Here is a 26,725-nt window from a genome sequence, read left to right as displayed (position 1 = left end):
TGCAACTTTCATATATTAGCGCCCGTAGCTCAATTGGATAGAGCGTTTGACTACGGATCAAAAGGTTAGGGGTTCGAGTCCTCTCGGGCGCGCCAATTACGGGGAGTAGCTCAGCTTGGTAGAGCACTTGGTTTGGGACCAAGGGGTCGCAGGTTCGAATCCTGTCTTCCCGACCATTTACACATTATTCTTGGGGCCTTAGCTCAGCTGGGAGAGCGCCTGCTTTGCACGCAGGAGGTCAGCGGTTCGATCCCGCTAGGCTCCACTTATAGAAATATAAACTTCACTTTTTTGGCGGTGTAGCTCAGCTGGCTAGAGCGTACGGTTCATACCCGTGAGGTCGTGGGTTCGACTCCCTCCGCCGCTACCAAAAAAGGACCTTTAGCTCAGCTGGTTAGAGCAGACGGCTCATAACCGTCCGGTCGTAGGTTCGAGTCCTACAAGGTCCACCAGAAATTCTTATATTCGGAGGAATACCCAAGTCCGGCTGAAGGGATCGGTCTTGAAAACCGACAGGGGTGTCAAAACCCGCGGGGGTTCGAATCCCCCTTCCTCCTCCATTTTATATATAAGAATGATGAGAATTTTATATTTGTTTTATTGTCGCGGGGTGGAGCAGTCCGGTAGCTCGTCGGGCTCATAACCCGAAGGTCGCAGGTTCAAATCCTGTCCCCGCAACCAAATGGTCCCGTGGTGTAGCGGTTAACATGCCTGCCTGTCACGCAGGAGATCGCCGGTTCGATCCCGGTCGGGACCGCCATTTTAACTTAATAGTGGCTCGGTAGCTCAGTTGGTAGAGCAATGGACTGAAAATCCATGTGTCGGCGGTTCGATTCCGTCCCGAGCCACCATTTTTATATTGCCGGTGTAGCTCAGTTGGTAGAGCAACTGACTTGTAATCAGTAGGTCGTGGGTTCGACTCCTATCGCCGGCACCAGTATTACAAAAGAATAGTATTATGGCGGCTGTGGCGAAGTGGTTAACGCACCTGATTGTGGTTCAGGCATTCGTGGGTTCGATTCCCATCAGTCGCCCTTTTTTTATGCGGGTGTAGTTTAATGGTAAAACCTCAGCCTTCCAAGCTGATGTCGTGGGTTCGATTCCCATCACCCGCTCCATAGGGGCCTATAGCTCAGCTGGTTAGAGCGCACGCCTGATAAGCGTGAGGTCGGTGGTTCGAGTCCACTTAGGCCCACCATTTTTTTGTATGCAAATACCGTTCCACCATAGCTCAGCGGTAGAGCATTCGGCTGTTAACCGAAGGGTCGTAGGTTCGAATCCTACTGGTGGAGCCATATTCGGGGAAGTACTCAAGTGGCTGAAGAGGCGCCCCTGCTAAGGGTGTAGGTCGTGTAAGCGGCGCGAGGGTTCAAATCCCTCCTTCTCCGCCATCAAAACTCAATAATGCGGCCCGTTGGTCAAGCGGTTAAGACACCGCCCTTTCACGGCGGTAACACGGGTTCGAATCCCGTACGGGTCATCAAAAAGTTGTGGTATTTTTATAAATATCATGGCTTTTTTATTTATTTGATTAAGCCATTCTTTTCATTTTGTTGGAATACTGGCCTAACTTATTTTGTTGATTCCTGATTTTGAGATTATTAGCGTGTTCCCTCCTATTCAATCTGCTGCAGATAATTCTTCAAAAGCAACTTCCTCTAACTAAATTTTATACCCTAAAAACCACCAAACAAAACCAAAATTCAAATAGTAATTATATTATTCTTGTATAGTAATTTCTGTGAAACCGTTTTCACCCTCCTTCAACCTTCTTTTTCACAAAAAAACTTTTCGACAAAATCCCTTATAAAACAGCTGAGTTTCCTGTCAAATATTCTTTATTGTAAACCCTTACATTTTCCTAGTCATATCAAGAACTTTGAAGCGGTGGTATTGGAAGCGGTTTCTAAGATATAGCTCATTTTCGACAAAATATCAATAAATTGTGAATTTTGTATTTTCATGTCTAGCGATTGGTCCTTGTCGTAAAAAGGAGAATGGTTTAAAAAAGAGAATAGTAAAGTATAACAATAATCTTTTTGAAACTATTCCGAAAGGGTGACGATATTGATTGCAACGAGCGCCACTGATTTTCAGCTGCACCTATTTCATGAAGGGACCTTGTATAAGAGCTACGAGCTTTTTGGTGCACATGTTATAAAGCACCGGAAAAAGGTTGTCGGCAGCAGGTTTACAGTCTGGGCACCTCATGCAACGGCGGTCAGGTTGATAGGGACCTTCAATGACTGGAATGGGGAAGAGTACGCATTAGAAAAACTTAATAATGAGGGAGTCTGGAGTATTCAATTGCCACAAGAGCTAACAGGTCACCTTTATAAATATGAAATAGTGACAAAAGAAGGGGAAGTGTTACATAAGTCTGATCCATTTGCTTTTCATGCAGAGGTACGTCCAAAGACGGCTTCCATTGTCTATGACCTGGAAGGATACAAGTGGAAGGATCAAAACTGGCGTAGACGGAAAAAGAGAAAGCAAGTGTATGAGAAGCCGATGTTCATTTACGAATTACATATGGGATCTTGGAAAAAGAAGGAGGACGGAGAGCTTTACTCCTATATGGAGCTGATAGATGAATTGATTCCCTATGTAAAAGAACATAAATTCACTCATATAGAGCTGTTGCCATTGATTGAACACCCTTATGACAGGTCTTGGGGATATCAGGGGACAGGGTACTATGCCGCTACAAGCCGATATGGCACTCCTCGTGAGCTGATGGCTTTTATTGATGCTTGTCACCAGGAGGATATCGGTGTAATCCTGGACTGGGTGCCTGGGCACTTCTGCAAGGATGCTCACGGGCTATCGATGTTTGATGGAACTCCCACATTTGAATATCAAGCCTACAATGATCGAGAAAATGAGGTATGGGGAACGGCCAATTTCGACTTGGGGAAGCCGGAAGTCAGAAGCTTCCTGATTTCCAATGCGTTGTTTTGGATGGAGCATTTCCATGTAGATGGTTTCAGGGTGGATGCTGTTGCCAATATGCTTTATTGGCCAAATACACAGGAAGTCCATGCAAATCCTTTTGCGCAGGAATTTTTAAGAAAGCTGAATGAAGCAGTTTTTGAATTTGACTATAGTGCACTGATGGTCGCTGAGGATTCAACTGATTGGCCGTTGGTAACCTCGCCTACATCTGTAGGTGGGCTAGGATTTAACTACAAATGGAATATGGGTTGGATGAATGACATTCTCTCGTTTATGGAGGCTCCTTCCGAGCAAAGGAAACATTTGCATGACAAGGTGACCTTTTCCATTGTTTATGCCTTTTCAGAGAATTTCATTTTGCCTTTTTCACATGACGAAGTAGTCCATGGGAAGAAGTCATTATTGAACAAGATGCCAGGAGACTACCAGGATAAGTTCAATCAGCTGAGGCTTTTGTATGCTTTCCTTTTGGCCCATCCAGGAAAAAAACTGCTATACATGGGAAGTGAGTTTGGCCAGTTTGATGAATGGAAGGACCTTGAGCAGCTTGACTGGTTCCTTCTGGAAGAGTATGAAACACATAGGCAGATGAATCTTTATGTTAAAGACCTGCTTGCTTTCTACCACAGTCAAAAGGCTTTATTTGAACTGGATCATTCACCTGATGGATTTGAGTGGATTGATGCGGACAATCGTAATCAAAGCATTTTTTCCTTTGTTCGAAAAGGGAAGAAGCAATCTGACACACTCGTGGTCTTATGTAATTTTACAGGAGCGTCCTATGAGCAGTATAAAATCGGCGTTCCACTTTTAGCGGATTATGAAGAGGTGTTCCAAACTGATCACGTAAAGTATGGTGGTACAGGTATCGGAAATGCCGGGGAGATTAGTGCGCAGGAAGGTGCATATCACGGCAAGGAGTTTCATATGATGGTCAATGTTGCGCCTTATGGAGTGAGCATGTGGCGTCCTAGGAAAATTCGAGGGGAGAGTAATGGGTGATGATGAAGAATAAATGTGTAGCAATGTTACTGGCAGGAGGGAAAGGAAGCAGATTGAGTTCCTTGACAAAGACACTTGCAAAGCCTGCTGTTCCGTTCGGTGGGAAATATCGGATCATAGATTTTGCATTAAGCAACTGCACCAACTCCGGGATTCATACGGTTGGCGTTTTGACACAATATCAGCCACTTGTATTGAATTCATATATCGGAATTGGGAGTGCGTGGGATCTGGACCGTAAAAATGGGGGCGTGACCGTTTTGCCACCATATACCGAATCCTCCGGGGTGAAATGGTATACAGGTACGGCAAGTGCCATATATCAGAACCTGAACTACTTAAAGCAGTATGAGCCTGAATATGTGCTTATCCTGTCCGGTGACCATATATATAAAATGAACTACGCGGAAATGCTTGACTATCATATTAAAAAGGATGCGGATGTTTCCATATCAGTGGTGGAGGTGCCATGGGAGGAAGCAAGTCGCTTTGGAATCATGAACACGAATGAGAAGCTCGAAGTGATCGAATTCGATGAGAAGCCGGCCAACCCGAAAAGCAATCTTGCTTCCATGGGAATCTATATTTTCAAATGGTCCATTCTGAAGGAATATCTGGAGATGGATGATCGTAACCAGGATTCAAGCCACGATTTCGGAAAGGATGTCATTCCATTGCTCCTTGAAGAGAATAAGAGATTGGTAGCCTATCCCTTCGAAGGCTATTGGAAGGATGTTGGAACTGTAAAAAGCTTATGGGAAGCCAACATGGATCTATTGAAAGAAGATTGCGAGCTGAACTTGTTTGAATATGATTGGCGTGTTTATTCAGTAAACCCTAACCAGCCTCCTCAATATATTGCACCATATGCAGATGTAAATGATTCGCTTGTCAATGAAGGCTGCTTCATCGAAGGGAAGATCGATCATTCTGTTCTTTTCCAGGGAGTGAAGGTAGGGAAAAATTCCGTTATCCAAAACTCTGTCCTGATGCCGGATGCAGTGATTGGAGAAAATGTCTATATCAATAAGGCAATCGTACCATCAGGACTGGTCATCCCTGATGGAGTGGTGATATGTCCTGAAAAGAATGAAGATGAAATCATATTGGTTACCGAAGAAATGATGGAAAAAGGGATTTTCTCTATATCATAATTTGAATACGCCAAAGGAAGGATGAGAATCATGAATAAATCTATGCTCGGAATCATTGATGCGACCATTCACAATGAAGAGATGAAGGAGCTTACGTTCAAGAGATCTATCGCTGCTGTCCCGTTTGGGGGCCGTTATCGCCTGATCGATTTTGTCTTATCAAATATGGTAAACTCGGAAATTCAAAGTGTAGCGATCTTCCCAAGATTTCAGTACCGTTCCCTGATGGACCATCTTGGCTCAGGCAAGCAATGGGATTTGGACCGGAAACGTGACGGCCTGTTCTTTTTCCCAAGTTCTGTAGGGGAAGTAGACGGAAATACAGGGTCATTTCAGCATTTCAAGGAGAATGAAGATTTCTTTCTCAGAAGCACGCAGAAGTATGTGGTAATTTCAAACAGCTATACGGTTTGCAATATGAATTTCAAGGTGATGCTGGAGCGACATTTAAATAATCGCTGTGATATTACTCATGTTCTTCATCAGGAAGAGTCCATGGACATATATATCCTTGAAAAGGATCTGCTGGTAAAGCTGTTTATGAACTACGAAAAAAATGGTTATGGAAGCATAATGGATGTAGTGCATGACATGAATAGCGGCTATAAAGTCTGTAACTATGAGTTCACTGGCTATGCAGCTGTCATAGACTCCATTGAAAGCTATTATAAGCATAGCTTGGAACTGTTGAATCCTTCTGTATGGCAGGAAGTGTTTAAAAAGAACCAGCCCATCCTCACCAAGGTCAAGGATGAACCTCCGACAAGCTATGGCAAGGATGCCTATGTAAAGAACTGCATGATAGCCAACGGTGCCATCATTGAAGGGCATGTGGAAAATAGCATCATTTTCCGTGGAGTGAAAGTAGGAAAAGGAACCGTCATCAAAAATAGTATTGTCATGCAAAAAGGGGTGATCGGATCGAACTGTGTTTTAGAATCCGTCATTCTAGACAAAGATGTTAAAGTAGAAGATGGAACGGCTATTACTGGTAAACTTGATTCTCCATATCTAGTAAGAAAAGGTACTGTACAAGGAGCTCTGATGAATTCGTGAAGGTTTTGTTTGTCGTATCGGAATGTGTCCCGTTTGTTAAATCTGGTGGCTTGGGCGATGTTGCGGGAGCATTGCCTAAGGAATTGAAGAAGCTTGGCACGGATGTAAGGGTCATTCTGCCTAAATATGGACAGATACCTGAACCATATAGAAAGAAGATGAAGCGAATCCAGACCACCTATGTGGATGTAGGCTGGCGTCATCAATATTGTGGAATTGAACAATTGGTCCTGGATAATGTCACTTATTACTTCATTGACAATGAATATTACTTTAAGCGCGATTCCTTGTACGGTCATTTTGACGATGGGGAGCGCTATTCCTTTTTTTGCCGGGCAGTCTTGGAAAGTATGACTGCCATCGATTTTGTCCCTGATGTTATCCATTGTCATGACTGGCACACTGGAATGGTCAATTTCCTGCTTGAAAATGAATACAGGAAAGATCCACGGCTTGCACATATCCAAAGTGTATTCACCATTCATAACCTGCAATTTCAAGGGGTATTTCCTCGGGGAATCCTGCAGGACCTGCTTGGAGTGGAGGAGCATTTCTTCACGACGGACCAGCTTGAGTTTTATGGGAATGTCAATTTCATGAAGGCTGCACTGGTTTCATCCGGTCTGATTACAACGGTAAGTCCGACCTACAAAGATGAAATCCAGACAGCATATTTTGGAGAAAAGCTGGATGGAGTCCTGCGCTTCCGTGGTGATGATCTGATAGGCATCATCAATGGAATAGATGATGAGATGTATGATCCAGAAACGGATGAGCATATAGCCGCCACCTATCATGCATCCAAGCCTGAAGATAAGAAAATAAACAAACAGGCACTCCAGAATCTATGTGGCTTGCCTGTTAAAGAGGATGTTCCCATCATCGCCATGGTCACTCGCCTGACCAAGCAAAAAGGTTTGGATCTGGTGACGCGAGTGCTGCATGAAGTGCTTGAGGATGATGTTCAGGTGGTGGTATTGGGAACGGGAGACCACAGGTATGAGAATTATTTCAGGGAATTATCTTATCGTTATCCTGAAAAAGTAAGGACCTTCATCGGGTTTGATGAGGCACTCGCCCATCAGATATATGCCGGAGCGGATATGTTCCTCATGCCCTCCCAGTTTGAACCGTGTGGGTTGGGACAATTGATTGCCCTGAGGTACGGGACCATCCCGATTGTACGTGAAACTGGCGGATTAAATGATACGGTGCATTCCTATGATGAGTCCACGCTTGAAGGCAATGGCTTCAGCTTTACCAATTTCAACGCCCATGACATGCTATTTACCATCAGACGGGCCATCAACATCTATCAGCAGCCTGAAGTATGGGGCGGTATCATGAAAGAAGCCATGGAGCGCGACTACAGCTGGGCCAAGTCCGCTTTCAAATATAATCAGCTTTATTCAACATTGATTGCGAGGAGCGGAGTGCATGTTCTCTAACAAGGAAAAGTTTAAGGCAGCCTTTTTGAAAAAGCTTGAGAGTATGTACGGAAAAAGCTTTCAGGAATCCTCTTCAAGAGATCATTACCATACACTCGGCAATATGGTGCGCGAATACATAAGCTCCGATTGGATTGCGACAAATGAACGTAATCGTGCTGCCAACGAAAAGCAGGTATACTATTTATCCATAGAGTTTCTTTTAGGAAGGCTCCTTGGAAATAACCTTTTGAATCTGGGAATTCAGCAAGTGGTGGAGGACGGGCTAAAGGAACTTGGGCTTGAACTTTCAGCCATCGAGGAGATAGAAGCGGATGCAGGTCTTGGCAACGGAGGACTAGGAAGATTGGCAGCCTGCTTCCTGGACTCCCTGGCATCCTTGAACCTTCCTGGCCATGGCTGCGGTATCAGATATAAACATGGATTGTTTGACCAGAAATTTGTAGACGGCTATCAGGTGGAATTGCCGGAGCAATGGCTGAGACACGGGAATGTCTGGGAGGTAAGGAAACCTGACCAAGCGGTGGAGGTCCATTTCTGGGGCAGGGTGGAGACTTATTTGGAAGGGGACAGACAGAAATTCAGGCATGCAAAGGGAGAAGCGATCACTGCGGTTCCTTATGATATGCCTGTCATCGGATACCAGACAAGCACAGTTAACATGTTGCGTCTATGGAGTGCCGAGCCTGCCCCATTTCCGACTAATAAGGACATCATGCAATACAAGCGGGACACAGAGGCAGTGTCAGAATTCCTCTATCCTGATGATACCCATGATGAAGGGAAAATATTGCGCTTGAAGCAGCAGTATTTTTTAGTTGCAGCAAGCATTGGGAGCATCGTCCGTTCATACCGTAAGAAAAATGGTAGTTTGGTAGATTTCCATAAAAGAGTGAATATCCATATCAATGATACGCACCCTGTCCTTGCCATTCCAGAGTTGATGAGAATACTGTTGGATGAAGAGGATATGAGCTGGGAGCAGGCATGGGAAATCACATCACAAACCATCTCCTATACGAACCATACAACCCTTTCGGAAGCACTTGAAAAATGGCCGGTTTCCATTTTCCAGCCATTACTGCCAAGGATCTATATGATTGTAGAAGAAATAAATGAACGCTATTGTGCAGAGCTTTGGAAAAAGTACCCTGGCGATTGGCACCGCATCGAGGAAATGGCAATCCTTGCACATGGTTTGGTGAAAATGGCCCATCTCGCTATTGTTGGCAGCTTCAGCGTGAACGGGGTAGCAAAAATCCACACAGAGATCCTGAAGAATCGGGAAATGCGCCTGTTTTATGAAGCCTTTCCAGAGAAGTTCAATAATAAGACAAACGGGATCACCCATCGGCGTTGGCTATTAAAGGCCAATCCACAGCTCACCCAATTAATACAGGATACGATAGGCACTGGCTGGATCAAGGATCCCACCCAGCTCCGGCAACTTGATGTTTATGCAAACGATTCCTCCTTTCATGAGAAGCTTGACAGAGTGAAAAGGGAAAGAAAACTTATCCTTGGTGAGAGAATCAGAAAGCAGACCGGGATGGTCATTGATCCCGACAGCATCTTTGATGTACAGGTTAAAAGGCTGCACGCCTATAAACGGCAACTATTGAATGTTTTTCATATCATGTATCTCTACAACCGTCTAAAAGAAGACAACGGCTTTCAGATTCATCCTCGAACCTTTATATTCGGCGCGAAGGCATCACCTGGGTACTACTATGCAAAGCGTGTCATCAAGCTGATCAATTCCTTGGCAGATAAAGTGAATAATGACCCTGCCATTGGGGGCCGCTTGAAGGTGGTCTTCCTGGAGAATTACCGGGTATCGCTTGCCGAGGACATTTTCCCTGCAGCCGATGTGAGTGAGCAAATCTCTACAGCCAGTAAAGAAGCCTCAGGTACCGGAAACATGAAATTCATGATGAATGGTGCGTTGACAATCGGAACGCTTGATGGAGCCAACATAGAAATCAAGGAAGAGGTAGGCGAAGAGAACATGTTCATCTTCGGACTTACTGCTGAACAGGTGCTTAACTACTACCAAAACGGGGGCTACCGTTCGAGTGAGTACTATCATCATGATAAGCGGATTCAACAAATATTGGAGCAGCTGATAAATGGCTTTTTCCCTGATGTGGATGATCATTTTGAGCCGATTCATGATAGCCTCCTGATGCAAAATGATGAATATTTTGTTCTGAAAGATTTTGCTTCCTACCTGGATGCCCAGGAGAGGGTGGATCAAGCCTACCGTGATCGGACCCGTTGGCTGACTATGAGTGCAAAGAATATTGCCCATTCAGGCTTTTTCTCCAGTGATCGTACAATCAAACAGTATGCAGATGAAATTTGGGGATTGGAACCGAGTTTCAGCCGAAAATAAAAAAGAAGGGCGATCTCGCTCTTCTTTTTTATTGGGAGGGGGATGTGTTCAAAGCTTCGTCTTCATCGCTTCTATATACGTTTCGATGCTATGGTTCTTAACAATGGACCCTTTGCGCAACAGGAATTGGGACGCGGTAAGAGTATGTTTATAATGCCAGGTCTTCTTGGAAATTGGGCCTGTCACTTTAGTGGGGGGTACAAAAGGGACGATATCGGCAAGGTTGACAAAGCGGATGGAGGCTGGCACATGTTGATTGAACTCTTTTGCGAATGTTGGGTCTCCCACTCTCGGTGCAGCATAGGTGTACATATAGATGGATGTAAAATCGGAATTGACGGAGAGATCAAGTGCGTGAAGTGCGGCAAGCGCCCCGCCCAGGCTATGGCCGGTTATAAAAAGAGTTTTTTCTTTGGATAGAGTGGACAATCCTTCCAAAACATCCTTTCGGAAGGATTCATAGATGGAAAGGAAACCTCCGTGGACAAGTGGTTTTGCGGCACAATATGGAAAAGCTTCCTGATAGATTTCTGCATCCGAAATCCAGTCGGGATCAGATTGAGTGCCCCTGAAGGCAACGATTATTGCCTCGTCGGATTCCAGGATGAAGCCAAACCATTCAAGACTATGGAAAGAAACACCTTTAAACTCTTTTACCACCTTAAAACCATATGGAACGGAAAATATGCCATTTTGAAAGTATTGGTCATAAGCCATCTGGCAGCATTCCGCCAAAAAAACCGCCCATTCCCTGGAAAGGATCTCTCGGGTATACATTTTTCAAATCCCTCACTTTACGTGATAGTGGTCTAAGATAATGTATTGAGAGCTTTCAAAATGGTGCACATTTACTGATATAAAAAAGCTGAAGTGTCTGGACACTTCAGCTTCCCTATAGCTTTATCCTTCTGTATACGGATCCTTTTCATAGGCTGGCAAATCACCGAATGAGGTCATGGTCCCTTCCTCGTCAAGTGCATCCTCGTATGCTTCATGTTTTACTGAAGGATAGACAGTGATGTTCTGGCCATACATATCTGTCCCGATAAAATTTTCGTAATCTTCGACATATCCTTCATTTTCTTCACTTTCCACATAGGCACGCCCGTAATGCTCGATATCCTCCGAAAAATCGGACGGCGACTCTGAAGTCCCGTAGCTTTGGACAATCTGCCACGTATCCTCGGAATCAAAGGAGGTCCCCTCTGATTCATCATATTCAAATCTTCCATATGCCGGGGCTAGCACTTCCTCTTCTACAGGACGATTATGGGAAACTGCCTGGTCCGGGCTGTGTTCTTTACAAAAAGTGGTGGTTGGCAAAGCTTCAAGACGATCTTCATTGATTTCTTTACCGCAAACTTCACAAATTCCGTATGTTCCGTTTTCCATCGCCTGCAGTGCATGATCAATGTCCTCTAGTTCTTTTTCGGCATGTTCATTTAATGCAATGTCCTTTTCACGTTCATAAAGCTCTGTCCCTAGGTCACCGGGGTGATTGTCATATGCAGAGAGCTCGCTGACTGTGTCATACGGATGCTCCACTTCCAATTGATAATGATCATTCTGTTCCAAATGAGCCTTTACTTCCTGTTTTGATTGTTCCAATTGTTGTTTTAAGCGAGTAATTTTTTCTTGGGAAATCATCATGAAGACTCCTTTCAAAATCCTGTCTATTTGTATTATGAGCCTCGCTCGAAAAAACATGATTACCAATTAGTGAGCATACAAAAAGGTCCACACAAAATATGTGTGAACCTTTGGATTATGAAACGAAATATCCGATTACCAATCCGATTCCGAGCAGAAAGCCGAAAATGGTATTCGTCTGCGCAGTTGCGACCATAGCAGGCATCATGGTTACATTGCTTTTATTACTTGAGAAGCCTTTTATGGCAGATAAAGGCTTTACAATGGACAAGAAAACTAATAATGACCAGACTGATGCGTAGTCCAATGCGATAAAGAGTACAATAAGCGTATAGGAAATGATGAACATGGCAGCAAGCAAGGTGATTGCATTTTTTCGTCCAACAAGTATTGCCACCGTTTTCCGCCCGTTCTCCTTGTCGCCAACGATATCACGTATATTGTTGGCCAAGAGGATAGCGCCGACAAGGATGGAGATCGGGATGGAAATAAGCATGCTTGTCGAAGATACTGTCCCTGTTTGAATATAAAAAGAAATCAGGATGATCACAAATCCCATAAAGAAACCTGCTACAATTTCTCCAAATGGGGTATAGGCAATAGGGTAGGGACCACCAGTGTAAAAGTATCCTGCCGCCATACAGGCTGTCCCGATTGCGGCAAGCCACCATGTACTATTCATGCAGATGTAAACACCGAGCAGTGTGGCAATTCCAAAAAAGATAAAGGCCAATTGTAGAACAGTCTGCGGCTTGACTCCGTGACGCACGATCGCACCGCCGATCCCGACTGAATGTTCATTATCCAAGCCTTTCTTGAAATCGTAATACTCATTGATCATATTCGTTGCTGCCTGTATCAGAAGGCTTGCAATCAGCATGGCTAGAAACATCGGCCAGTCGATGCCAGTTTCGTAAAGGGCGAGCGCTGTTCCGATAAAGACTGGAACGAAGGCTGCGGTTAATGTATGTGGACGTAAAAGGTTCCACCAGACCTTCCATCTTTTCTCTGAAGGCGCTTGAAAACCGGATTGAGAAGTTATTGTCTGAGGCTGCATATTGACCCCTCCATCTAATAGTTGAAAAACAGAAATGTAATATTATAAATACAGTATAAGTTTATGTAAAGGGACAAAGGGTGTCAACGATTTTTCATAAGAAATAAAGGGAAGATTTAACATGCTATAATAATAATGAAGATAGTAGAAAATATAGGGTTCATTTTGTTGACATAAAAAGGTTTTGAGGTGTATCTTAAAGGAAGCTATTCGAGAGACAAAAGTCTTGCGGCAACAAGGCCTCGGGGGGAGTCTTACATGATTACAAAGCAATTTCATCATATATTGGGTTTATGGGAAGAAGCAAAGGTGAAAGCCTCCAACATAAATCAACCGGTACTTATCAGCTATACAGAAAAGGTGGATCAACTGGATCCATTGAAATATTTTAAAGCAAGTGCACGTCATTTTCCTGGCCAACGTTTTTATTGGTCCAATCCAACAAAAAGCCATGTTATGGTCGGAGCTGGTGTGGCAAAGGAATTCACTGCGAATGGAACTCAAGAAAGATTTCACGGGATTGAAAAGGAATGGAAGCGTTTTAGCGGACAATCCTTGAAAAATCAGGATAACCAAAAAATCGGACCAGTGATTTATGGTGGCTTTTCTTTTGATCCAAAGAAGGAAAAAACAAAGCTCTGGGACAATTTTGCAGATGCTCTGTTCGTCCTGCCTACTATCATGTTCACTTCGATTGACAATGAAAATTATATGACCATTAACTATTGGAGCGATAGTGAAGAGTCCCATCTCCAGGAGCTTATGAGAATAAAAGAGGAGCTTGGCAAAGGCTCTTCTATTAGTCATGCCTTCGCACCGGAAATTGTAAAATGTTTAGAGATGGACCCGAATGATTGGAAGGAATCCATCCAGACCGTTACAAACAGGATTTCTGATGGAGTGATGGATAAAGTGGTGCTGGCCAGGGAGCTAAGGGTACTTTTCAATGACGAAATCAATGTCGATCATGTGTTGGAAAACCTACTCGAGGAACAGTCAAACAGCTATCTTTTCACCGTGGAACGAGGGTCGGATTGCTTTATTGGTGCAACTCCCGAGCAGCTGGTGAAAAAGGACAGTAACCATGTACATTCCATGTGTTTGGCTGGTTCGATTGGAAGAGGCGCCACTTTACAGGAAGATGAGAAGCTTGGTAAAAACCTATTGACTGATAATAAAAATATTCATGAACATGAGCTAGTGGTCCAAATGATTAAAAGTGCCCTGCAGGAAGTATGTCATGATGTTACAACACCGACTGAACCAAACCTTTACAAGATGAAGCACATACAGCATCTTCATACACCGGTCACAGCCAATACCGGTAAAGAAGTGACTCTGGCAGACCTGGTGAATCTATTACATCCAACACCGGCACTTGGCGGCTATCCAAGGGAAATATCCATGGAAACGATCAGGGAAGTGGAAAAACTGGATCGTGGCTGGTATGCGGGGCCGCTTGGCTGGATGGATGAACAAAATGATGGTGAATTCATTGTTGCGATTCGTTCAGGACTCCTGCAGGGCAAAGAGGCATCATTGTTTGCGGGCTGCGGGATAGTCGGAGATTCAGATCCAGAGAGTGAATACCGTGAAACACAAATGAAATTCAGGCCAATGTTATCTGCTTTAGGGGGCATCAAGGAATCATGAAACCATCTGACGATATGACATATTATCTTGCAGCTTTTGTAGATGAGCTAACGCAGAGCGGAATGACGGATGTAGTGATCAGTCCGGGCTCCAGGTCCACCCCTATCGCTTTATTAATGGCAGAGCACCCAAAGCTTGAGGTGACAGTTCTGATTGATGAACGCTCTGCTTCTTTTTATGCACTTGGACTTGCCAAGACAACCGGTAAACCTGTCGCATTACTTTGTACATCCGGTACAGCTGCAGCCAATTATTATCCAGCGATTGTGGAAGCTTACCAGGCAAGGGTCCCTCTGTTGATCTTGACGGCTGATCGACCGCATGAACTCCGGGATATCGGGGCTCCGCAAGCAATTGATCAGATTAAGATGTATGGCAGTTATGTAAAATGGTTTGTGGAGATGAGTTTGCCTGCTGATGAGCGTCCGATGATCCAGTATACCAGGACCATGGCGGCCAGGGCCATCGGGACGTCCGTGAGTGCTCCAAGAGGCCCTGTTCATCTGAATTTCCCACTACGAGAGCCACTCCTGCCGAATCTTCAAGCAGAGGATCTTTGGACGAAATATGGTGAAGCGAATGGATCTATAGTGGATGTTCAAGTAGGAAGCTTCAGCATCAGCGAAGATCAGACGGCATTCTTCTCACAGCTTTTCTCGAAGAAGAACAAAGGAATTATCGTCTGCGGGGAAATGCCTGTCGGCTCAGAATTTCCTGAAAGGGTAACAGAACTTGCAGAAGCACTACAATATCCGATTTTTGCAGATCCTTTATCCGGCCTTCGGACAGGATCACATGCCAAAGAGATGATATGCGAGGGATATGATGCCTTTTTAAGGGAAGATGCGGTCAAGGAAGCAATCGAGCCTGAGGTCATCATCCGATTTGGGGCGATGCCTGTTTCCAAGTTTCTGATGCAATACATAGCCCGTGCAACAAGTGCGGATCATATTGTCATTGACGGTGACGGAGGATGGCGTGATCCGACTATGCAGGCAAGCTATATGGTTCATTGCAAGGAGGACATATTCTGTGAAAAGATCCTCACCTTGATTTCACCGAGAAAAGAACCTTCTTGGGTGAAGAAGATTGTTTCGATAAATGAACGTACAAAAAATATCCTATCTTCTCCGCATGAGAATGAGAATATGTTTGAGGGAAATGTCATTACCGAGCTGCAGGCGCTGCTCCCGAAAGGATCTGCTATCTTTGTAGGAAATAGCATGCCAATCAGGGATGCAGATACATTTTTCCTCAAAAATGATAAAGACATTAAAGTGCTGGCCAACAGGGGCGCCAATGGAATTGATGGCGTCGTATCGACAGCATTGGCAGCAAGTAATGCATATGACCGATTGGTACTGGTGATAGGGGATCTATCATTTTATCACGATATGAATGGACTGCTTGCGGCAAAACTGTTGAAGCTTGATGTGACAATAGTCCTCATCAATAACAACGGTGGGGGGATCTTTAGTTTTCTGCCCCAATCAAAAATCGATAGTCATTTCGAGACGTTGTTCGGTACGCCGATGAATATGGATTTCGAACATGCTGCAAGACTCTATGATGCAAACTATTCACTGGTAGGTTCATGGGATTCGTTCAGAAGTGAGCTTTCTAAATCCTTGTCGAATAAGGGGTTGCATATCATCGAGGTACCGACAAACCGCGAGGAAAATGAACATGAGCATCGTAAATTGTGGAATAGTGTTTCCCAGGAAATTAAATTGTCATTAAGTCGTGAAATATGATGGAAGTAAATGGTGTATCTTATCATTTGGAGACGATTGGGGACGGTCCCACACCGATTCTATGGCTGCACGGATTTACCGGAACGGGGAATAATATCAAAGAAGCTTTAACATTTTTCAAAAACCAGGGAGAGTATACTTTTATCCTATTGGACTTCTTGGGTCATGGAAAAAGTGCCATTCCAGCAGATCCCGGGCGTTATTCCATGGAGAATACAGTCGAGGATATCAAAGTGATCCTTGATAGGATGGGAATTGCAAAAATCTTTTTGGTGGGTTATTCCATGGGGGGAAGGGTCGCACTTGCTTTTACGGCAACATATCCGTCCTTCGTGGAAAAACTTGTTCTTGAAAGCGCCTCTCCAGGTTTAAGGACAGAAGAGGAACGCTGTGAAAGAAGAAATGCGGATAACCGTCTGGCAATGAGGATAAGGGAGAATGGTGTGGAAGACTTTGTTGAATATTGGACAAGCATCCCGTTATTCGAAACACAATTTCTTCTTTCAGAAGATAAGCAACGACGGATCAAAGAACAGCGGCTCCAAAACTCGCCCGTTGGCTTGGCCAATAGTCTATTAGGTATAGGAACAGGTTCACAATCCTCCTATTGGGAAAGCCTTGAAGACTGTACAGCCAAGGTTTTGCTGCTTGCAGGCGAAAAGGATACAAAGTTTGTCGGGATCGCCGAGAATATGAAAAATCTCATGAAAAATGCAGTTTATGTTAAAATAAGTGATGTAGGACATGCAATTCATGTGGAACAACCAAGAAAGTTTGGTAAAATAGTAAGTGAGTTTTTGTCGAAATGAAAAATAGGGAGGAAACAGACATGGCAAGAGAGTGGATAGCAGGCCCTAAACAATTTGAAGACATTTTATATGAAACATATAATGGGATTGCAAAGATTACAATCAACCGTCCGGAAGTACATAACGCATTCCGTCCGAAAACGGTCATGGAATTGATTGAGGCATTTGCCTATGCGCGTGACGACGCAAGTGTAGGAGTCATCATTTTAACAGGTGCCGGAGATAAAGCCTTCTGTTCTGGTGGAGACCAAAAGGTACGTGGACATGGCGGATACGTGGGAGAGGACGAAATTCCTCGCTTGAACGTATTGGATCTGCAACGTTTGATCCGCGTTACACCTAAGCCTGTAGTGGCGATGGTTGCAGGATGGGCAATCGGTGGCGGACATGTCCTTCATATCGTCTGCGACTTGACGATTGCTGCAGAAAATGCACGTTTCGGCCAAACAGGACCTAAAGTGGGCAGCTTTGATGCTGGATATGGTTCCGGTTACCTGGCACGTATTGTAGGACACAAAAAGGCTCGTGAAATCTGGTACCTATGCCGTCAATACAATGCACAGGAAGCACTGGACATGGGTCTTGTAAACACGGTTGTACCTTTGGAGCAACTGGAAGATGAAACGGTAAAATGGTGTGAAGAGATGCTGGCGAACAGCCCGACTGCTCTTCGTTTCCTCAAAGCAGCATTTAATGCCGACACAGACGGATTGGCTGGTATCCAGCAGTTCGCTGGAGATGCAACGTTACTTTACTATACAACTGATGAAGCAAAAGAAGGCCGTGACGCGTTCAAGGAGAAGAGAAAACCAGACTTCGGTCAATTCCCTCGCTTCCCTTAATCACGAATGTATGGGGGCAATTTAGAAGCATGGTGCTTTTAAATTGCTCTCTTTTTTATATTGCAAATTAGGGAGGTGCTAGAGTAATGTTGGTTCCAAATTTTTTGATGAAACGAGCTAGCCTGACTCCTGATCGGATAGCGATTGAAACAGATCAGGAAAAACTGACATTTGCCCAACTAAACGAACGGTCAATGGAGCTTGCTTCCAAACTGTCTTCCCAGAACATCAGAAAAGGGGATTCTGTTTCAGTATTCATGAAAAACAGCCTGGAAATGGTGTTGCTTCTTTTCTCTTTAAAGCATCTTGGAGCGATAACAGTTTTACATAATTTAAGGCTTACCCCAATGGAGCTTGCCTTCCAAACAAAGAACTCCATGTCCAAATTGCTCGTGACAGATATCGAGAGGGTGGACAGTCTGATGGAAAGTGAGTTTGCAAAGGAGAGTAACATTATCTCGATGGATGAATTACTTCAAGGGGAGGCTACTCCCTTTCCAATGGTGAAGGAGTTTCAGCTGGATTCTGTGGATACGATCATGTATACAAGTGGAACAACCGGCAATCCGAAAGGGGTAAAGCAAACATACGGGAATCATTTTTGGAGTGCGTCAGGTTCTGCATTGAACCTTGGTCTTTATGAAAAGGATGCCTGGCTTGCAGCTGTACCGCTGTTCCATATCAGTGGATTGTCGATTTTAATGCGTAGTGTCATTTATGGGATGAGGGTCATTCTTCATGAGAAATTTAATGCCCAGAAGGTAAATGAAGATATTAAGAATAAGGGAGTTACCATCGTTTCTGTTGTGAGTACGATGCTTCAGCAGCTTTTGGAGGATTTGGGTGAAGGAATGTATCCAGCAACTTTCCGGTGCATGTTGGCCGGCGGAGGACCGATTCCGTTACCGATGCTAAAGGAATGCGAAAAGAGAGGGATCCCTGTGTTTCAGACATATGGGATGACAGAGACCTGCTCACAGATCGTCACGCTCTCCCCGGAAGCGGCACTTTTGAAAATCGGGAGTGCAGGAAAGGCCCTATTCTCCAGCCAGATAAAAATAGTGGTTGATGGGGATTGCAAGGAAGCTCATGCAGGTGAGGCGGGAGAAATATTGGTGAAAGGTCCCAATGTCACACCAGGTTATTTTCATGATGAGGAAGCGACGAAACGAGCATTCAACGACGGGTGGCTGCATACTGGGGATATTGGCTATTTGGATGAGGATGGATTCCTTTATGTTTTAGATCGCAGAAGTGACCTGATCATTTCGGGCGGGGAAAACGTGTATCCAGCTGAAATCGAAGCAGTGCTCATGTCACATCCGTCCGTCAAAGATGCAGGTGTGGGAGCAATGGAGGATGACCGCTGGGGACAGGTACCTGTAGCCTATGTGGTGTTGAGGGGTCAGGATGTATCAGAAAGTGAAATAATTGATTTTGCTTCACAGCGCTTGGCTAAATATAAGGTTCCTAAGAAAATAGTGAAGGTAATTGAATTGCCCCGTAATGCCTCCAACAAACTTGTAAGAAGAAGGCTCGTGGAATACTTGCCTAAGTCTGATCTAGCTAGGGGTCATGTTCATGAAGATTAAAAAGATAGAGATGTTTCTTACCAAATTGGAGCTTCTTCAGCCTTTTCGCACCCATTTGGGAACGGTATCCGAACGGGAAAGCATTCTCTTGAAAATGACGGACATGGATGGGGTCAGCGGATGGGGAGAGGTGGTTGCGTTCTCTTCCCCATGGTACACCGAAGAAACGATTCAGACTTCATGGCATATGCTGGAGGACTTCTTTATTCCATCGCTTTTACAAGGGCAATGGGAGCATCCTGGTGAAATCCATAATGCCCTGCTGGTATGGAAGGGAAATCCGATGGCAAGGGCGGGAGTGGAGATGGCTGCATGGGATCTTTTTGCGAAAAGAGCCGGAAAGTCATTAGCTGACTTTATCGGGGGAACACGTAAAAGAATAGATGCAGGTGTTGTAGTCAGTGTGGACACGCCAAGCAAGATGATTGATGCGATAAACTTGCGTGTTAAAGAAGGCTATCAGCGGGTTAAAGTGAAAATCGATCCCGGACATGATTATGAAATGCTGCACGCAATCAGAAGGGAATTCCCACAGCTTGCTCTAATGGCGGATGCCAACTCTGCTTATACACTCAATGATGTTGATAGGTTGAAGAAGCTGGATGAGTTTCAGCTCCTGATGATCGAACAGCCTCTTGCTTCGGATGATATCATTGAGCATGCGGAGCTCCAAAAGGCGTTAAGCACGCCAATCTGCCTCGATGAAAGCATTGTTTCCTACAACGATGCCGTCCATGCCATAAAGCTTGGAAGCTGCCAGGTGATCAATATAAAAATCGGCCGGGTAGGGGGCCTTACAAATGCCATCCGCATTCATGATCTTTGCATGCGGAATGGAATACCTGTCTGGTGTGGCGGTATGCTGGAAACAGGAATTTCAAGATCATTCAATATTGCCCTTGCTTCCCTGCCGAACTTTACGATTCCCGGAGATATATCGTCCTCCTCCCGGTATTGGAAGAAGGATGTCATCGAGCCGGAGGTAGTAGTCACTCAAGGGAAGATAAGCGTGCCAACCTCGCCCGGAATCGGCCATAGTGTGAACGAAAAATATATAAAAGAAATAAGTGCAAAAATAAAAACCTTCCAAAAAGAAGACCTATAAAACCAAAAAGCCCCTGCAACTTCATAGAGCTGCAGGGGCTTTTCATCTTGCCCTAAACCTTTAAGAATTCGACTCTGATGGACAATCCCCTGCCAGGGCCAGACCCCCAAAATAAAAATAGTTTTCAAAAAACTTTGCTTGACAAAAGTTTGCTCAGGGTTTAACTTTTGTATTAGGGAAACATTTTAAGTTGAAGCTCAAATTGGTGAGCTTGTCAAAAACGATGGCACATTTTTTCTGGAGTCCGCATAGATTAAATTGGAATCTGGTGAGAATGTGTATATTTTTACCAAAAAACTTGCGTTAGAGAAACATTTGTTGCTATACACAATTCTACAATGGGAGAGGGAATACAATAATGAAAACAATGTTTACGAGACTTTTACTTCTTGGAGCTTTTTGCTTAGGCTTGACTGCATGCTCAGGAGCAACAACAGGAGAAGAAAGTGATAAATTGAAGGTCACAACCACTATTGCTCAGATAGGCGACATTGTTGCAAACGTCGGTGGAGAGCACGTGGAAGTCGAATCATTGATGGGACCGGGAATCGATCCCCATCTTTATCAAGCGTCCCAAGGCGATATCGGTAAACTGAGCAAAGCGGATATCATTTTTTATAATGGTCTTCATCTGGAAGGGAAAATGGGAGATATCCTTGAAAAAATGTCAAAAGATAAACCGACTGTAGCAGTTGGAGAAAAAATTCCTGAAGAACTGCTTCTTACCGCAGATGATGATGCAAAGAAAAAAGATCCTCATGTATGGTTCGATATCACACTATGGATCCATGCGGTAGAAGCGGTAACGGAAACCTTGGTGGAACAGGACAAAGAAAATGCTGAAACCTATGAAGAGAATGCCGCAAATTATATTAAAGACTTGAAGGAACTGGATGCATATGGAAAAGAGCAAATCGCATCCATCCCAGAAGAAAGCAGGGTGCTTGTAACGGCACATGATGCATTCAAATATTTCGGTGAGGCATATGGAATGGAAGTTACCGGTTTACAGGGACTGAGTACGGATGCGGAATTTGGGTTACGGGATGTCCAGAGCATCATTGACTTATTGGTGGAAAGAAATGTTAAAGCTGTATTCGTGGAAAGCAGTATATCCGAGGATTCCATCAATGCAGTGGTAAAAGGTGCGGAGAGCCGTGGCCATACCGTAGTCATCGGCGGGGAATTATATTCTGACGCCATGGGAGAAGCCGGTACGGAGACAGGAACATATCTGGGCATGTTCAAACATAATATTGATACAATCGTAAACGCCCTAAAATAAGAAGGTAAGGTGAACATTATGGAACCAGTAAAGATTGAAAATCTGACTGTGGCATACCATCGGAAACCTGTATTGAAAGAAATCAGTTTTACCGTTCCTGAAGGAAAACTGATCGGCATCATCGGCCCAAACGGTGCAGGCAAGTCTACATTAATAAAGGCAGCACTGGAACTGATCCCTAAAGCTTCGGGGAGCATCTCCATTTATGGTAAGCCATATCGGTCACAGAGAAAGTTGATCGGATATGTCCCCCAGCGCGGGTCGGTTGACTGGGATTTTCCGACGAATGCCTTGGACGTGGTGCTCATGGGAAGGTACGGACATATTGGCTGGATAAAAAGACCGGGCAAGAAAGACATTGAGTTTGCATACGAGTGTTTGGATAAAGTCGGAATGAGAGATTATGCAACAAGGCAGATCAGCCAGCTTTCAGGAGGACAACAGCAGAGGGTATTCCTGGCAAGGGCACTTGCCCAGGATGCGAGCATCTATTTTATGGATGAACCATTTGTCGGTGTGGATGCAGCAACAGAAAAAGCGATCATCACAATCCTGAACGAGTTGAAGTCCCAGGGGAAGACAGTTTTGGTCGTTCATCATGATCTTCAAACCGTAAAAGAATATTTTGATTGGGTGCTGTTGATTAATCTGAGGAAAATAGCCATCGGCCCAACCGAAGAAGTCTTTACGATGGAGAATTTACAACGAACGTATGGCGGCCGCCTGGCATTTCTAGATCAAAATCAGGCAATCGTAGAACAGTAGGAGTGACATTATGGATACGATACTTTATATGCTGAGAGATCCAAATGTACAATGGGTTTTATTAGGGACTGTATTGCTTGGCATTGCGAGTGGAGTACTTGGCAGCTTTGCATTATTAAGAAAACAGAGCTTGCTCGGAGATGCCATGGCGCATGCAGCACTTCCTGGTATATGTATTGCATTTTTGATCTATGGAGCGAAATCCATGTCATGGTTCATGATAGGTGCAGCAATATCGGGACTGATCGGGACCTATTGTATACAGGCAGTGATCAAGCATTCCAGAATCAAAGAGGATACGGCAATCGGGCTAGTACTTTCCGTGTTTTTTGGAGCCGGGATCGTACTTTTGACATATGTACAGCATCATGGAAAGGGAAATCAGGCAGGCCTTGATTCCTTTATTTTCGGGCAGGCTGCGGCAATTGTCGGGGTGGATGTGCAAATAATCAGCACCATAGCACTGGCATTGATTTTTATCACCTTCCTCTTATTCAAGGAATTAAAGCTGATTACGTTCGATCCGCAATTTGCCCAAGGCTTGGGAATGCCTGTGAAATGGCTGAATGGCCTTCTTATGACCCTGATAGTTGGAGCGGTGGTAATCGGCCTTCAGGCTGTTGGCGTCATCCTGATGGCAGCGATGCTTATCACACCGGCCATTACGGCAAGGTACTGGACCGAACGATTAGACCACATGGTAATTTTAGCTGGTTTGGTGGGTGCGATATCCGGTGTCATCGGAACTCTGTTAAGTACTTTATCCAGAGGAATGCCGACTGGCCCCCTTATTATCATGGCAGCGACTATTTGTTTTATCTTTTCTTTAATGTTTGGAACAAAAAAAGGCTTAGTCCCAAGAGCCATCAAACAGATGAAAGTGAAAAATCAGATTACTTGCGAGAATGTCTTATCTTCCTTATATGAACTTTCGGAAGAATCTTTATTGCATACAGAAGGCAAGTCAATGGGAAGCTTTTCTCTCGAATCAGTCCTTGACCTCAGGCCTACACATACATTGGTATTGAGGAAAGTATTAAAAGAGCTTAGACAGAAAAAGCTGATATTCATTGAAGATAACGGATTTATCGGTTTAACTGAAAAAGGGCTGAAGCATGCACATGGTATTGTCCTCAAAAACCGTCTCATGGATATGTATCTGATGTTTGAAAGTAAGTTTCCAGAATCTAATTGGAGAGAAGGCAGCATGGATTTGTTGAACGGTCCTAAAGAAATAGTGGAGGAGCTCCGCTCTTTGTTAAAAGATTTCGGAAAAGATCCGATTGCTTATCCGCTATATGAGGCAAAGTGCAAACGAAATTCAGCTGGGCTTCAATCCATATTGAAAGGGAGTGCCGGCCCATTATGAGTTATGAAGGATGGATAATCTTAACCGGCTCGCTTGTAGGTATCACGAGTGGAATCACTGGATGTTTTCTTATATTAAGGAAAATGGCGATGCTGGCTGATGCCATCAGCCATACCGTCCTGCTTGGAATCGTTGGGGCATATCTGGTGTCCAGTAGCCTTGAAGGCATATATATGTTCGTAGGTGCCCTAGTGGTGGGGCTATTGACCGCTTTCTTTGTTCAGCTTCTCCATTCGTCCGGTGTGCAATCCGATGCAGCAATAGGTGTAGTTTTCACTTCCTTGTTCGCTTTGGGGGTCATTCTCGTATCGATGTATGCAGGAAAGATCCATCTTGATGTGGATCATGCGTTGATGGGAGAGATTGCCTTCGTGCCATGGGATACCTTCGTTTTTGCGGGGATGGAGCTCGGGCCCAAAGCAGTCTGGATGCTCGGAACGGTTCTCATCATTAATATCGCATTGATTGTCTTTTTCTATAAAGAGCTGAAAATCTGTGCATTTGACCCGGAGATGGCAGTAGCAATCGGCATACCGGTCATGTTCATGCATTATCTTTTGATGGGGATGCTCTCCATCACGACTGTCGCATCGTTTGACAGTGTCGGGGCAATTCTGGTCGTGGCCATGCTGATTGCACCAGGAGCAAGCGCCTACCTTTTAACCGATAGATTGAGTGTCATGCTGGTATTAAGTGCCGTCATAGGAGTAGCTTCTGCAGTACTGGGGTACTATTTTGCTTACCTCTATAATGTTTCCATTTCCGGATCTATGGCCATGATGGCAGGGGTATTGTTTGTTCTCACCTTTTTCCTTTCACCAAAACATGGTATTGTGATGAAATGGATTTTTAGAAAATCCTTAACAAAACGATCGGCATGACTTACAAAAAACAAATGGACCAGCGGCAAAATGCCTATGGTCCATTTTGTTTTCATCATTAATGTGTAGGTTCAAATGTTTTGCAATCGGTATCTTTGCTATCGTGTGCAGTGTTTCCTTTGTGGCTTACTACATAGATAGCATCGGCGTTACAACGGTTACCTTGTCCCCAGAAGTTGCAATTTTCCACTTCGCATAAAACTTCAACATCTCTAGCCATTATCTCGTCCTCCTTTAGTTGTGGCCCTGTAAACCCGCTGTTGATTTCCGCACTAGGCGCAGCGACCCAAGGGGCGATGCTGGAGCCTCCTCAGGCTTCGCCTTGCGGGGTCTCCAGCCTACCGCTATCTTCCCGCAGGAGTCTTCGCCTATTGCTCCAATCAACAGCTAGTATAGAACAACTCTATTCTTTAACAGAACCTATGTGTAGAAGATACACTCTTAATTTCTCCCCACTTGCAAATACCATTCTTCCTATTTCAGGGAATTTTAAAAAACATGAATAATTTATATATTTTATTGACAAAGAGAATCATTCTCAATTATTATAGATTCAACAAGAGAGAATCATTCTCAATTAAAAGTGTAGGGAAAGGGTGTAAAGCGATGACATCATTAATGGTTGTAGGAGCAGATCATTTAGGGAACATCCAGGATAAATTGAAGACTTTCGGTTTTGAGGATATTGTTCATGTGGATGGCAGAAAAGTGCAGGTGGTTAAGCGATCGATCCCTGATCATGTGGATTTGATTCTGGTATTGACGGATTACATAAATCATAATTTGGCAAAAGTCATCAAACAGAAAGCGAAGGAATGCAACAAGCCTGTCTACTACTGTAAAAGGTCATGGAGTTCGATTCAGCAGACATTAAGCAGGGTGTAAAAATATAAAAAGCCAAGAGGCATCCTCCTGACTTTAATTTTCACTCTTGATATAGCGGTCGTCCTTCATGAATAAACGCCAAAAGTAGATAAAACCGGGAAACAGGATTACAAATCCGACTATATAGGAAATGAATAGCGCTCGAAATGAGGCTGGATCTGTAAATCCGTTCTCGATGGTGACATTTGGATAGATGATATAAGGCAAATGTGCACGCCCGTAAGCGTAGCTTGCCAGAGCGTACTGGATAAATGCAGAAACCACTGCAAGCCGAGGTAAACCAGTCCAGCCCTTCCTTTTATCCGGCAGTACGAGAGCTATCCCGGTTACGACAAACATCCCGGCTGAAATGAACAACCACACCAGATAATCCATCATTCCGTCAAAAAGCCATCCTGCTTCATATCTCATGGTAATCATGATCAATAATGCCCCAAACAACGAAACAGGGCCAAGAATAAGGGCATCCCTCCGATAGATTTCATAAGCATCCTTATCATTTGCCACTTTAGAAAAGTCTGCGAGCAACAAAGAGGACAGGAATAAAGTACTGCTGATTGCAAATATGATAAAGGAAAGCGCATGTGGGCTTGTCAGGAGACGACCGAGCATGAGCCTATCCACTCCATCTACCGTATCTACGTAACCTCCGTGAGTGACTGGCAGGACGAGGATAAGAAAAGCCGGAATCAAAAACCCCGTAATGCCTGAAATATAGGTTAATGGCTTTTGGTATTCCTCCACAATATGTGAAAAAACGAGAAAGCCGCTTCGAACAGCCAGAAGTAGCAGAATGATGCTTCCCGGGATTAATAATACCGTTCCCAATGTATAGGCGGCACTCGGAAAAAAGCTGTAGATGGCTACCACCACTGCCACGATGAATACATTTGTCACTTCCCATGTCGGAGAAAGGTAGCGGTTAGCGATATTGGTTGCATTCGTTTTGTTATTTTTAATATAAAGCATCGACCAGAAGCCGGCACCGAAATCCATTGTGGCCATTACCGCATAGATGAATATAAATCCCCAGAGTACAGTAATAGCAAGAATTGCATCTGTCATAAG

The 26,725-nt window shown here is 44.3% G+C and carries 21 protein-coding genes and 16 tRNA genes; 32 read left to right on the top strand and 5 right to left on the bottom strand.

The window, feature by feature from the left end:
• Positions 1–18 precede the first annotated feature (18 nt).
• The 21 genes from JOC95_RS16235 to JOC95_RS16135 all read left to right on the top strand — a co-directional run bounded on the left by JOC95_RS16235 (position 19) and on the right by JOC95_RS16135 (position 10,010).
• Positions 19–95: transfer RNA gene (locus JOC95_RS16235), tRNA-Arg, on the top strand.
• Positions 96–99: 4 nt separating this feature from the next.
• Positions 100–176 (top strand) — tRNA-Pro (locus tag JOC95_RS16230).
• A 16-nt stretch (positions 177–192) separates the two neighbouring features.
• A tRNA-Ala gene (locus JOC95_RS16225) sits at positions 193–265 on the top strand.
• A 28-nt stretch (positions 266–293) separates the two neighbouring features.
• Positions 294–370 (top strand) — tRNA-Met (locus tag JOC95_RS16220).
• A 5-nt stretch (positions 371–375) separates the two neighbouring features.
• Positions 376–452, top strand: a tRNA-Ile gene (locus tag JOC95_RS16215).
• Positions 453–467: 15 nt separating this feature from the next.
• A tRNA-Ser gene (locus tag JOC95_RS16210) sits at positions 468–560 on the top strand.
• Positions 561–604: 44 nt separating this feature from the next.
• Positions 605–681: transfer RNA gene (locus tag JOC95_RS16205), tRNA-Met, on the top strand.
• Between the two features lie 3 nt (positions 682–684).
• Positions 685–760: transfer RNA gene (locus JOC95_RS16200), tRNA-Asp, on the top strand.
• Between the two features lie 15 nt (positions 761–775).
• Positions 776–851, top strand: a tRNA-Phe gene (locus tag JOC95_RS16195).
• Positions 852–861: 10 nt separating this feature from the next.
• Positions 862–937 (top strand) — tRNA-Thr (locus tag JOC95_RS16190).
• Positions 938–961: 24 nt separating this feature from the next.
• Positions 962–1,034: transfer RNA gene (locus tag JOC95_RS16185), tRNA-His, on the top strand.
• Positions 1,035–1,044: 10 nt separating this feature from the next.
• Positions 1,045–1,118, top strand: a tRNA-Gly gene (locus JOC95_RS16180).
• 3 nt (positions 1,119–1,121) lie between these two features.
• A tRNA-Ile gene (locus JOC95_RS16175) sits at positions 1,122–1,198 on the top strand.
• A gap of 22 nt (positions 1,199–1,220) precedes the next feature.
• Positions 1,221–1,295, top strand: a tRNA-Asn gene (locus JOC95_RS16170).
• A 5-nt stretch (positions 1,296–1,300) separates the two neighbouring features.
• Positions 1,301–1,391, top strand: a tRNA-Ser gene (locus tag JOC95_RS16165).
• 17 nt (positions 1,392–1,408) lie between these two features.
• Positions 1,409–1,480 (top strand) — tRNA-Glu (locus tag JOC95_RS16160).
• 587 nt (positions 1,481–2,067) lie between these two features.
• Positions 2,068–3,957: a 1,4-alpha-glucan branching protein GlgB gene (gene glgB / locus JOC95_RS16155; RefSeq protein ID WP_204418243.1), complete on the top strand. Its 1,890-nt coding sequence runs from the start codon at positions 2,068–2,070 to the stop codon at positions 3,955–3,957.
• Positions 3,957–5,111, top strand: a complete 1,155-nt coding sequence (locus JOC95_RS16150; RefSeq protein ID WP_239582966.1) for a glucose-1-phosphate adenylyltransferase — start codon at positions 3,957–3,959, stop codon at positions 5,109–5,111. Before glgB ends, JOC95_RS16150 begins: the two co-directional genes overlap by 1 nt.
• 30 nt (positions 5,112–5,141) lie before the next feature.
• On the top strand, positions 5,142–6,167 hold the full coding sequence (locus JOC95_RS16145) for a glucose-1-phosphate adenylyltransferase family protein (protein ID WP_204418241.1): 1,026 nt from the start codon (positions 5,142–5,144) through the stop codon (positions 6,165–6,167).
• Complete coding sequence (gene glgA / locus JOC95_RS16140; RefSeq protein WP_204418240.1) at positions 6,164–7,615, top strand: glycogen synthase GlgA; 1,452 nt, start codon at positions 6,164–6,166, stop codon at positions 7,613–7,615. Before JOC95_RS16145 ends, glgA begins: the two co-directional genes overlap by 4 nt.
• Entirely contained in the window at positions 7,605–10,010 is a 2,406-nt protein-coding gene (locus JOC95_RS16135; RefSeq protein ID WP_204418239.1) for a glycogen/starch/alpha-glucan phosphorylase, read from the top strand. The genes glgA and JOC95_RS16135 overlap by 11 nt, the downstream gene beginning before the upstream one ends.
• Before the next feature lie 48 nt (positions 10,011–10,058).
• On the opposite strand, the gene JOC95_RS16130 is transcribed toward JOC95_RS16135, so the two are convergent.
• The 3 genes from JOC95_RS16130 to JOC95_RS16120 all read right to left on the bottom strand — a co-directional run bounded on the left by JOC95_RS16130 (position 10,059) and on the right by JOC95_RS16120 (position 12,717).
• A complete protein-coding gene (locus JOC95_RS16130; RefSeq protein WP_204418238.1) occupies positions 10,059–10,787 on the bottom strand; it encodes a lipase family protein in 729 nt (242 codons plus the stop codon).
• 123 nt (positions 10,788–10,910) lie between these two features.
• Positions 10,911–11,657 carry a TraR/DksA C4-type zinc finger protein gene (locus JOC95_RS16125; RefSeq protein ID WP_204418252.1) on the bottom strand — a complete coding sequence of 249 codons (747 nt, stop codon included), beginning with the start codon at positions 11,655–11,657 and terminating at the stop codon, positions 10,911–10,913.
• 118 nt (positions 11,658–11,775) lie between these two features.
• Positions 11,776–12,717 (bottom strand): 1,4-dihydroxy-2-naphthoate polyprenyltransferase, encoded by a 942-nt coding sequence (locus JOC95_RS16120; protein ID WP_204418237.1) that lies wholly within the window; start codon positions 12,715–12,717, stop codon positions 11,776–11,778.
• A gap of 258 nt (positions 12,718–12,975) precedes the next feature.
• Between JOC95_RS16120 and JOC95_RS16115 the strand changes: the two genes are divergently transcribed.
• From JOC95_RS16115 to JOC95_RS16070, 10 genes are all read left to right on the top strand, one after another.
• Positions 12,976–14,370 (top strand): isochorismate synthase, encoded by a 1,395-nt coding sequence (locus JOC95_RS16115; protein WP_204418236.1) that lies wholly within the window; start codon positions 12,976–12,978, stop codon positions 14,368–14,370.
• A complete protein-coding gene (gene menD, locus JOC95_RS16110) occupies positions 14,367–16,124 on the top strand; it encodes a 2-succinyl-5-enolpyruvyl-6-hydroxy-3-cyclohexene-1-carboxylic-acid synthase (protein ID WP_204418235.1) in 1,758 nt (585 codons plus the stop codon). Before JOC95_RS16115 ends, menD begins: the two co-directional genes overlap by 4 nt.
• Positions 16,121–16,933, top strand: a complete 813-nt coding sequence (gene menH / locus JOC95_RS16105; RefSeq protein ID WP_338083110.1) for a 2-succinyl-6-hydroxy-2,4-cyclohexadiene-1-carboxylate synthase — start codon at positions 16,121–16,123, stop codon at positions 16,931–16,933. The genes menD and menH overlap by 4 nt, the downstream gene beginning before the upstream one ends.
• A gap of 20 nt (positions 16,934–16,953) precedes the next feature.
• Positions 16,954–17,775, top strand: coding sequence for a 1,4-dihydroxy-2-naphthoyl-CoA synthase (menB, locus tag JOC95_RS16100; RefSeq protein ID WP_204418234.1), 822 nt, complete (start codon positions 16,954–16,956; stop codon positions 17,773–17,775).
• Between the two features lie 86 nt (positions 17,776–17,861).
• The gene (locus JOC95_RS16095) at positions 17,862–19,367 is read left to right on the top strand and encodes an o-succinylbenzoate--CoA ligase (RefSeq protein ID WP_204418233.1); all 1,506 of its coding nucleotides are present in this window, start codon (positions 17,862–17,864) and stop codon (positions 19,365–19,367) included.
• Entirely contained in the window at positions 19,357–20,472 is a 1,116-nt protein-coding gene (gene menC / locus JOC95_RS16090; protein ID WP_204418232.1) for an o-succinylbenzoate synthase, read from the top strand. The genes JOC95_RS16095 and menC overlap by 11 nt, the downstream gene beginning before the upstream one ends.
• 358 nt (positions 20,473–20,830) lie before the next feature.
• Complete coding sequence (locus JOC95_RS16085) at positions 20,831–21,757, top strand: metal ABC transporter solute-binding protein, Zn/Mn family (RefSeq protein WP_204418231.1); 927 nt, start codon at positions 20,831–20,833, stop codon at positions 21,755–21,757.
• 18 nt (positions 21,758–21,775) lie between these two features.
• Complete coding sequence (locus tag JOC95_RS16080; protein ID WP_204418230.1) at positions 21,776–22,522, top strand: metal ABC transporter ATP-binding protein; 747 nt, start codon at positions 21,776–21,778, stop codon at positions 22,520–22,522.
• Between the two features lie 10 nt (positions 22,523–22,532).
• On the top strand, positions 22,533–23,891 hold the full coding sequence (locus tag JOC95_RS16075; protein ID WP_204418229.1) for a metal ABC transporter permease: 1,359 nt from the start codon (positions 22,533–22,535) through the stop codon (positions 23,889–23,891).
• On the top strand, positions 23,888–24,772 hold the full coding sequence (locus tag JOC95_RS16070; RefSeq protein ID WP_204418228.1) for a metal ABC transporter permease: 885 nt from the start codon (positions 23,888–23,890) through the stop codon (positions 24,770–24,772). The genes JOC95_RS16075 and JOC95_RS16070 overlap by 4 nt, the downstream gene beginning before the upstream one ends.
• 58 nt (positions 24,773–24,830) lie before the next feature.
• Here JOC95_RS16070 and JOC95_RS16065 read toward each other — a convergent pair whose 3' ends face one another.
• Complete coding sequence (locus JOC95_RS16065) at positions 24,831–24,992, bottom strand: DUF1540 domain-containing protein (protein ID WP_204418227.1); 162 nt, start codon at positions 24,990–24,992, stop codon at positions 24,831–24,833.
• 386 nt (positions 24,993–25,378) lie between these two features.
• On the opposite strand from JOC95_RS16065, the gene JOC95_RS16060 reads away from it, so the two are divergent.
• A complete protein-coding gene (locus tag JOC95_RS16060; protein WP_204418226.1) occupies positions 25,379–25,657 on the top strand; it encodes a DUF2325 domain-containing protein in 279 nt (92 codons plus the stop codon).
• Positions 25,658–25,690: 33 nt separating this feature from the next.
• Here JOC95_RS16060 and JOC95_RS16055 read toward each other — a convergent pair whose 3' ends face one another.
• On the bottom strand, positions 25,691–26,722 hold the full coding sequence (locus JOC95_RS16055; protein ID WP_204418225.1) for a cytochrome d ubiquinol oxidase subunit II: 1,032 nt from the start codon (positions 26,720–26,722) through the stop codon (positions 25,691–25,693).
• Positions 26,723–26,725 lie beyond the last annotated feature (3 nt).

It is taken from the genome of Sutcliffiella tianshenii (genome assembly GCF_016908565.1).
Lineage (GTDB): Bacteria > Bacillota > Bacilli > Bacillales > Bacillaceae_I > Sutcliffiella_A > Sutcliffiella_A tianshenii.
The sequence above is the reverse complement of the archived record's forward strand: the minus strand, read 5'-3'. Positions and strand labels throughout refer to the sequence as shown.

Bases quoted from the DNA above. Each gene is read 5' to 3' on its own strand.
- JOC95_RS16130 (WP_204418238.1), bottom strand. From the start codon at position 10,787: ATGTATACCCGAGAGATCCTTTCCAGGGAATGGGCGGTTTTTTTGGCG.
- JOC95_RS16135 (WP_204418239.1), top strand. From the start codon at position 7,605: ATGTTCTCTAACAAGGAAAAGTTTAAGGCAGCCTTTTTGAAAAAGCTT.
- menB (WP_204418234.1), top strand. From the start codon at position 16,954: ATGGCAAGAGAGTGGATAGCAGGCCCTAAACAATTTGAAGACATTTTA.
- JOC95_RS16080 (WP_204418230.1), top strand. From the start codon at position 21,776: ATGGAACCAGTAAAGATTGAAAATCTGACTGTGGCATACCATCGGAAA.
- JOC95_RS16070 (WP_204418228.1), top strand. From the start codon at position 23,888: ATGAGTTATGAAGGATGGATAATCTTAACCGGCTCGCTTGTAGGTATC.
- JOC95_RS16085 (WP_204418231.1), top strand. From the start codon at position 20,831: ATGAAAACAATGTTTACGAGACTTTTACTTCTTGGAGCTTTTTGCTTA.
- JOC95_RS16065 (WP_204418227.1), bottom strand. From the start codon at position 24,992: ATGGCTAGAGATGTTGAAGTTTTATGCGAAGTGGAAAATTGCAACTTC.
- JOC95_RS16060 (WP_204418226.1), top strand. From the start codon at position 25,379: ATGACATCATTAATGGTTGTAGGAGCAGATCATTTAGGGAACATCCAG.
- JOC95_RS16115 (WP_204418236.1), top strand. From the start codon at position 12,976: ATGATTACAAAGCAATTTCATCATATATTGGGTTTATGGGAAGAAGCA.
- JOC95_RS16120 (WP_204418237.1), bottom strand. From the start codon at position 12,717: ATGCAGCCTCAGACAATAACTTCTCAATCCGGTTTTCAAGCGCCTTCA.
- menD (WP_204418235.1), top strand. From the start codon at position 14,367: ATGAAACCATCTGACGATATGACATATTATCTTGCAGCTTTTGTAGAT.
- JOC95_RS16125 (WP_204418252.1), bottom strand. From the start codon at position 11,657: ATGATTTCCCAAGAAAAAATTACTCGCTTAAAACAACAATTGGAACAA.
- JOC95_RS16075 (WP_204418229.1), top strand. From the start codon at position 22,533: ATGGATACGATACTTTATATGCTGAGAGATCCAAATGTACAATGGGTT.
- JOC95_RS16145 (WP_204418241.1), top strand. From the start codon at position 5,142: ATGAATAAATCTATGCTCGGAATCATTGATGCGACCATTCACAATGAA.
- JOC95_RS16095 (WP_204418233.1), top strand. From the start codon at position 17,862: ATGTTGGTTCCAAATTTTTTGATGAAACGAGCTAGCCTGACTCCTGAT.
- JOC95_RS16150 (WP_239582966.1), top strand. From the start codon at position 3,957: ATGATGAAGAATAAATGTGTAGCAATGTTACTGGCAGGAGGGAAAGGA.
- JOC95_RS16055 (WP_204418225.1), bottom strand. From the start codon at position 26,722: ATGACAGATGCAATTCTTGCTATTACTGTACTCTGGGGATTTATATTC.
- menH (WP_338083110.1), top strand. From the start codon at position 16,121: ATGATGGAAGTAAATGGTGTATCTTATCATTTGGAGACGATTGGGGAC.
- menC (WP_204418232.1), top strand. From the start codon at position 19,357: ATGAAGATTAAAAAGATAGAGATGTTTCTTACCAAATTGGAGCTTCTT.